The sequence below is a fragment of the Streptomyces sp. UNOC14_S4 genome, assembly GCF_020740835.1.
In the GTDB taxonomy this organism is placed as follows: domain Bacteria; phylum Actinomycetota; class Actinomycetes; order Streptomycetales; family Streptomycetaceae; genus Streptomyces.
Genome location: NZ_JAINFC010000412.1, coordinates 1 through 6,950, shown reverse-complemented (window position 1 = coordinate 6,950; position 6,950 = coordinate 1). Strand labels below are relative to the sequence as shown.

Genomic DNA, 6,950 nt, shown 5'->3' with positions numbered 1-6,950 from the left:
CCCCCCTCCCCCTCCGTCCGTGATCCTCATTTTGCATACGATCAACGACCGAGCAGGTTAGGCTAACCTTCGTGAGCACGTGTGCGACCGCATCCCGCCAACTCTCCGAGCCGCTGGCAGGCACCGCCGCCACGGCCCGGACCTGGCTGCTGCTCGAACAGCCCGGTCCCTGGGGAGCCGACGCCCTTGCCACCAGCCACCTCGACCCCGCGGTCGCACGCGCCCTGGACGAGGCCGCGGCGGGCACCGGCGTACGCATCGCCCTGATCCGCCGCCCCGGGCGGCACGCCGACTGTCACCGGCCGACCACGCAGCGGGTGTTCGTCGCCCACACGGCGCCGGGCCGGTCCTGGATCCGTACCGCCGAGATCGCCGACCCGGCCGTCCTGGCCTCGCTGGACCTCGCGGCGCTGGGCGCGGGCGAGCACGGCGGGCTGTGGGAGCCGTACGAGGGCGACCCGCTGGTGTTCGTCTGCACCAACGGCAAGCGCGACCGCTGCTGCGCCCTCCTGGGCAGGCCGCTCGCCGCCGAGCTGGTCAGCGCGGGCGGGATCGAGACGTGGGAGGTCACCCACATCGGTGGCCACCGCTTCGCGCCGACCCTCTTCGTCCTCCCCTACGGCTACGCGTACGGGCGGGTCACCGCGCACGGGGTCAAGGACGTACTGGAGGCGGCGCGCGACGGGCGGATCGTGACGGAGCAGTGCCGCGGCCGCTCCGCATGGGCCCGGCCCGCGCAGGCGGCGGAGCTGGCCGTGCGCGAGCTCACCGGGGAGGACGGGGCGGACGCCCTGGACGTGCCCCGGGGCGAGCCCGTCGAAGGCGCGGCGGGGCACTGGTCGGTGACGGTCACGCACGTCGACGGCCGCGCCTGGCGGGTCCTGATCGAGCAGGGGGCCGCGGAGCCGCCGCGGCCGGAGAGCTGCGGCAAGGCACTCGGCACCCCGGCCCGGATGGACGTCGTGGCGGTCACTCCGTTCTCCTGACGGCGCCCTGGGGGCCGTGCTCCGTGCCCGGCGACATCACGGACGGCATCACTCCGCCTTCCGGACGAATGCGGTCGTATAGGTCTTCTCCAGGTCGATCCGCGCGTTACGCAGCGTGGGATGGAACGCCTTGAGGACCTCGTGCACGGTCTTCGGCCCGTCGGCGGGCATGACGCCGTCCCTGGTGAACATGGGCAGGCTGCTCTTGATGGCCTGGACGTAGAGCTCCTTGCCTCCCTTCGCGTAGTCGGCGGGCATCTTGCCGGCGATCTCCTCGGGGCTGTGCGCGGACATCCACGCGAGGGTCTTCACGAAGGCGTCGGCGAGCTTCTGCACCGTCTCCTTGTGGCCGTTCACCCAGCTCGTGTTCATGTAGAGGCTCGACGCGGGGTAGAGCCCGCCGAGCGCGGCCCGGGAGCCCTCAGGGGTGCGCATGTCGACGAGCACGGTGCCCAGGTCCTGGGCCAGGACCTGGGCGACGGTCGGGTCCGTGGTCATCCCGCCGTCTATGGAGCCCTGCTTGAGCGCGGCCACGAAGGTCTGGCCCGCGCCGACGGCGACCGGGGTGACATCACCGGCCTTCACTCCGTTCCGCACGGCCAGATACTTCGTCAGGAAGTCGGTGGAGGAGCCCAGTCCGGTGACGCCGAGCTTCTTCCCCTTGAAATCCGCGGGCGAGGAGACGGCGGACGCGGCCTTCTTGGAGACGATCTCCACCTCCCCGGGCGTCCGCGCGAGCTGGACCACGGACTCCACCTGCTTGCCCTTCGCCTGGAGGTCGAGGGTGTGGTCGTAGAAGCCGACGACACCCTGGACCTCGCCCGCGACGAGGGAGGTGGTGGCCTGCACCCCGGCGGGCTCACTGAGGAGCTGCACGTTCAGGCCCTGCTCCGCGAAGTAACCGAGCCGCTGGGTGAGCACCGCGGGCAGATAGATGACCTTGTCGAGACCGCCGACCATGATCTTGATCTTGTCTCCCCCGGCCTTGCCGCCGGTGCCCGCGCCATCGGCGGACACCTCGTCGGCACACCCGGCCAGACCGAGACACAACGCCACCACGAGAGCCGCGACGACGGTACGGGGTTTACGAGGCATGACTGCTGTTTCCTTACGTGAAATTCGAGGCGCCCTGAAGGGGCGCGGGGCTGTATCCGACATGCGGCTCCGCCGCGTGGGCGCGACCAGCTACAGGGGCTCAGGGGCGCGGGGAACTGCGCGACCAGCCACAACGGACCCGCAGCCGCGCGCGCAGCGCAAGACGCACCCCAGTAGGCGCGACAGACCACCGGCCTACCGACGAACGGGCCCGGGGCAAAGCCCCGGAGCCCCCCCCAGCGCCCACCCCCCGGCTCCGGCTTCCAGCGGAACAACCGCCTCTCCGCAAAGGTCAGCAACCCCTCCGCGAGCAGCGCGACGACGGCGAGGACGACCATCGCGGCGTACACCCCCGCCGCGTTGAAGGTCGCCTGGGAGGTGGAGACGAGCAGCCCGATCCCCTTGGTCGCCCCGATGTACTCACCGACGATCGCGCCGATCAGGGCGAACCCGAAGCTCACGTGCAGGCTGGTGAAGATCCAGGAGGTCGCCGCGGGGACCACGACCTGGAGGGTCACCTGACGGTGGCTCGCACCCAGCACGCGCGCGTTGGCGACGAGGTTGCGGTCCACCTCGCGGGCGCCCTGGAAGGCGTTGAAGAAGACGGGGAAGAAGACCAGCACCACCGCCGAGGCGACCTTGGAGGCGGGGCCGAGCCCGAACCAGATGAGGAAGACCGGTGCGAGAACGATCCTCGGCAGCGCGTTGAGGACCTTGATGTACGGGCCGAGGACGTCGGCCAGGAAGCGGATCCTGCCCAGCACGATGCCGAGCACCACGCCGCCCGCGACACCGAGGCACCAGCCGATCAGGGCCTCGGAGAGCGTGTACCAGATCTGTTCGCCGAGGGAGCCCTGCGCGGTGCCGTGCGCCGTCCACTGGACGATCTGGTCCCAGATCTTCGAGGGCATGGAGAAGTTGAAGGGGTCGATGGCCTTCCGGCGGGCCAGCAGCTCCCAGGTGCCGAGCACCAGGACGAGCAGCAGCACGCGGGCGGCGTACACCCGCAGCCTGCGGTGCCTGGCGGCCCTGGCCCGGGCCTCGGTACGGTTCAGGGCGCCGGTGCGCGGGGCCGTGGCGGCGGTGACGGTCTCAGGCGACACGGGCGGCACCCCGCTCCCGGGTGATGCGGACCTCTTCGCCGAGCGAGGACCAGATCTCGCGGTAGATCTCCACGAACTCCGCCTCCAGCCGGACGGCTTCGACCTTCCGCGGGCGGGGCAGCCGGACGGGGAAGATCTCCTTGACGGTGGCCGGGCCCGCCGTCATCACCACCACCCTGTCGGCGAGCGCGATGGCCTCCTCCAGGTCATGGGTGACGAAGACGACGGACGCCGCCGTGGACGCCGCCGTGGACACCGCCGTGGACCCGGCCGTACCGGAGGACCGGCCGCCGCCCCACAGCTCCATCAGCTCGTCGGACATCAGCGCCCGCGTCTGCACGTCGAGCGCCGAGAACGGCTCGTCCATGAGCAGGATCTCGGGGTCGCCGACGAAGGTCTGGGCGAGCGCGACGCGCTTGCGCTGGCCGCCGGAGAGCTGGTGCGGGTAGCGGTCGGCGAAGGCCGAGAGCCCCACCCTGCCGAGCCAGTCGAGGGCGCGTTCCCGGGCCTCCGCCTTCGGCACGCCACGGAAGCGCGGACCGGCCGTCACATTGGACAGGACCGTGCGCCAGGGGAACACGGCGTCCTGCTGGAAGACGAAGCCGACCTCCGGCCGGATCCCGGTCACGGGCTCACCGCCGACGAGCACCTCGCCCTCGGTCGGCTCCTCCAGCCCGCTGACCAGGGTGAGTGTGGTCGACTTGCCGCATCCCGTGGGGCCTACCACGGCCACGAACTCGCCACGTTCCACGGTCAGGTGGAGATCCCTCACCGCCACGTGGTCCGTTCCCGACGGTGTGCGGAACACCTTGCTCGCCCCGCGCAGTTCGATGGCGGGCGGAACTCCGCCGCCTGGATCACCGTTCGTCCCTTTGTCCATGGGTGTGTTCGCGGGGGGTGTGTTCATTGGGGGTGCCTCCTCGTGCCCGGCTCGTCCGCCCTGGTCCCCGAGGGCGGCAGGTGCTGGACGGTAGGGGCGGGGGGCCGGGCGCAGACAGGCTTGTGAGCGCTGTGCGGCTTCAGGGCACGAACCCTGTTCTGCTCGTTTTGCTCGCGGTAGAACAACGAAAGGGCCACGGAACCGGCCGGTCGGCAGGCCTCCGGCTACGTTCTGGTGACACCGCCGAAGGAGCCGACAGGAAAGGGACCCATATGCGCCCCCGGTGGCCCCGCCGCGTCTTCGCGCAGGTCCTGCTCGTCCACCTGCTGATCATCACCGGTGTCACGGGGCTCGCCGCCGCCCTCTTCCTCGCGCCGCTGGGCGCCCAGCTGGACGACCAGGCCGAGCGCCGCGCCCTGGCGATCGCGCAGGCCACCGCCGCCCGGCCCGGGCTCGCCCGGGACCTGCTCACGCATCCGCCGACGCCGGACGGGCCGGTGCAGGCCGACGCCGAGCGCGTCCGGTTGGCCACCGGCGCCAGTTACGTCGTGGTCGTCGACGCCCGCGGAACCCGCTACTCCCACACCGCGCCCTCCCGGATCGGGGACCGGGTCAGCAGCGACCCGGCGGCGGTGCTGACCGGCAAGGAGTGGAAGGGCATCGCCGTGGGCACACTGGGGCGCTCGGCACGCGGCAAGGTGCCCTTGCGCGATGCCGAAGGCGTCGTCGTCGGCGCGGTCTCCGTGGGCATCGCCTACGACAACGTGCACGCGCTGCTGGTGCGCGCGGTGCCGGGCATCCTGCTCTACGCCGGTGCGGCGCTGGCGGCGGGCACACTGGCGGCCCTCGCCGTCGCCCGGCGGCTGCGCAAGCGCACCCACGGCATAGAACTCACGGAGATCTCCGCCCTGCTGGACGAGCGCGAGGCCATGCTGCACGGCATCCGCGAGGGCGTGGTCGCCCTCGACCGGCAAGGCCGCGTACGGCTCGTCAACGACGAGGCCCAGCGCCTGCTCGGGCTCGGGCCGGACGCCACAGGACAGTCCCTCGACGCGCTGCTGCCGCCGGGCCGGACCACGGACGTACTGGCAGGACGGGTGACGGGCGCGGACCTGCTCACTGTGCGGGACGGACGGGTCCTGGTCACCAACCGGATGGACACGGCGGACGGCGGCACCGTGGCCACCCTGCGCGACCGCACCGAGCTGGAGCAGCTCCGCCGCGAACTCGACGGCACCCGCGGCCTGACCGAGGCGCTGCGCGCCCAGGACCACGAGCACGCCAACCGGCTGCACACCCTGGTCGGCCTGCTGGAGCTCGGACTGCACGACGAGGCCACGGAGTTCCTGGCCGAGGTGACGGGCGCACACCGGGCCACCGCGGAACAGGTGGCCGAGCGGGTGCACGACCCACTGGTCGGCGCGCTCCTCGTCGGCAAGAGCGCGGTCGCGGCGGAACGCCGCGTGGCCCTGCGCGTCAGTCCGCACACAGAGCTGCCCGACCGGGTCGTGGACCCCCGCGACCTGGTCACCGTCCTCGGCAACCTCGTGGACAACGCGCTCGACGCGGCAGCGGGCGGCCCGGACGGAGACTCACGGAGGGGCCGGACCGGCGGTGACCACGCGCCTTTCGAGGAACCGCCCGTGGAACCACCCCTGGAACCGTTCGTGGAACCGTTCGTGGAGGTCGAGCTGCGGACGCAGGGCACGACGATGGTCGTCCAGGTCTCCGACAACGGCCCGGGCGTACCGGCCGCCGACCGCGAACGTGTCTTCACCGACGGCTGGTCCACCAAGGAGTCCTCCCCGCACCGCCGCCGGGGGCTCGGGCTCTCCCTCGTCAGAAGACTCGCCGAGCGCTACGGCGGCTCGGCACGGGCAGATGAACGGGAGGGCGGTGGCGCCGTGTTCATCGTGGAACTCCCCGAAGCCCTGCGCTCACTCGAAGGGGTCAAGTAGATGATCGAGGTCCTGGTGGTGGACGACGACTTCCGCGTCGCCGAGATCAACGCCGCGTACGTCGCGCGCGTCCCCGGCTTCCACGTCGGAGCCAAGGTCCACAACGCGGCCCAGGCCATGGCCGTACTCGAACGGGGCGGCATAGACCTGCTGCTCCTGGACCACTTCCTGCCCGACGAGACGGGCCTGTCCCTGGTGCGCCGGATGCGGCAGCGCGGCCACCTCACCGACGTCATCATGGTCACGGCTTCCCGGGATGTCGCGACCGTCCAGGCCGCCATGTGCTTCGGCGCCCTGCAGTACCTGGTCAAGCCCTTCACCTTCCCCGGGCTCCGCGTGAAGCTGGAGGCCTACGCACAGCTGCGCCGCACGCTCGACGACGCGGAGGAAGCGGGCCAGGACCAGGTCGACCGGATCTTCGGCACCCTGCGTACCGCCGCCACCAGCGCCCCCTTGCCCAAGGGCCACTCCGCGCCCACCGCCGAACTCATCCGCAAGGTCCTCACGGAGGCCGTGCGCCCCCTGTCCGCACACGAGGTCGCCACCCGCGCCGGGCTGAGCCGCTCCACCGCACAGCGGTACCTCAAGCGCCTGGAAGAGTCCGGCCGGCTCCGCCTCACCCTCAAATACGGCGAGACAGGCCGCCCCGAACACCGCTACGCCTGGCCGTCCCGCTGACATGGGCCCAGCTGACACGGGCCCATGCACCGGATCCCGGCACGCCATCATCTGATGGCACGTCAATTCCCCGGTGACGCCACGATGCCGTAGCGGAACGCGTACCGCACCGCCTGCGCCCGGTCCCGCACCCCCGTCTTCGCGAAGAGGTTGTTGATGTGCGTCTTCACCGTCGCCGTACTGACATGCAGCCGCCGGGCGATCTCCGCGTTGGACAGCCCCTCGGCGACCAGCGCGAGCACCTCCGCCT

At 71.7% G+C, this 6,950-nt stretch carries 6 protein-coding genes and 1 pseudogene; 3 read left to right on the top strand and 4 right to left on the bottom strand.

Annotation, left to right across the window (positions count from 1 at the left end; all coding sequences use genetic code 11):
- The first annotated feature begins 71 nt into the window (after positions 1 to 71).
- Complete coding sequence (locus K6I34_RS28095; protein ID WP_229330010.1) at positions 72 to 986, top strand: sucrase ferredoxin; 915 nt, start codon at positions 72 to 74, stop codon at positions 984 to 986.
- A 48-nt stretch (positions 987 to 1,034) separates the two neighbouring features.
- Here K6I34_RS28095 and K6I34_RS28090 read toward each other — a convergent pair whose 3' ends face one another.
- The 3 genes and pseudogenes from K6I34_RS28090 to K6I34_RS28080 all read right to left on the bottom strand — a co-directional run bounded on the left by K6I34_RS28090 (position 1,035) and on the right by K6I34_RS28080 (position 4,064).
- Positions 1,035 to 2,081 carry an ABC transporter substrate-binding protein gene (locus K6I34_RS28090; protein WP_229330008.1) on the bottom strand — a complete coding sequence of 349 codons (1,047 nt, stop codon included), beginning with the start codon at positions 2,079 to 2,081 and terminating at the stop codon, positions 1,035 to 1,037.
- A 239-nt stretch (positions 2,082 to 2,320) separates the two neighbouring features.
- Positions 2,321 to 3,184: pseudogene (locus K6I34_RS28085) on the bottom strand (ABC transporter permease); the annotation flags it as partial.
- Positions 3,174 to 4,064 carry an ABC transporter ATP-binding protein gene (locus tag K6I34_RS28080; RefSeq protein WP_229330012.1) on the bottom strand — a complete coding sequence of 297 codons (891 nt, stop codon included), beginning with the start codon at positions 4,062 to 4,064 and terminating at the stop codon, positions 3,174 to 3,176. The gene K6I34_RS28080 and the pseudogene K6I34_RS28085, both read right to left, overlap by 11 nt.
- 272 nt (positions 4,065 to 4,336) lie before the next feature.
- On the opposite strand from K6I34_RS28080, the gene K6I34_RS28075 reads away from it, so the two are divergent.
- Both K6I34_RS28075 and K6I34_RS28070 read left to right on the top strand, forming a co-directional pair.
- Entirely contained in the window at positions 4,337 to 6,022 is a 1,686-nt protein-coding gene (locus tag K6I34_RS28075; protein ID WP_229330006.1) for an ATP-binding protein, read from the top strand.
- Complete coding sequence (locus K6I34_RS28070; RefSeq protein WP_229330004.1) at positions 6,023 to 6,700, top strand: response regulator; 678 nt, start codon at positions 6,023 to 6,025, stop codon at positions 6,698 to 6,700. It abuts the gene before it with no gap.
- Positions 6,701 to 6,762: 62 nt separating this feature from the next.
- Here K6I34_RS28070 and K6I34_RS28065 read toward each other — a convergent pair.
- Positions 6,763 to 6,950 (bottom strand): response regulator transcription factor (locus K6I34_RS28065; protein WP_229330001.1); only part of this gene is annotated, 188 nt, incomplete at its 5' end.

What these genes read in the sequence shown, in the direction of transcription:
- K6I34_RS28090 (WP_229330008.1), bottom strand. Translation starts at nt 2,081, where the DNA reads ATGCCTCGTAAACCCCGTACCGTCGTCGCGGCTCTCGTGGTGGCGTTG.
- K6I34_RS28080 (WP_229330012.1), bottom strand. Translation starts at nt 4,064, where the DNA reads ATGGACAAAGGGACGAACGGTGATCCAGGCGGCGGAGTTCCGCCCGCC.
- K6I34_RS28075 (WP_229330006.1), top strand. Translation starts at nt 4,337, where the DNA reads ATGCGCCCCCGGTGGCCCCGCCGCGTCTTCGCGCAGGTCCTGCTCGTC.
- K6I34_RS28070 (WP_229330004.1), top strand. Translation starts at nt 6,023, where the DNA reads ATGATCGAGGTCCTGGTGGTGGACGACGACTTCCGCGTCGCCGAGATC.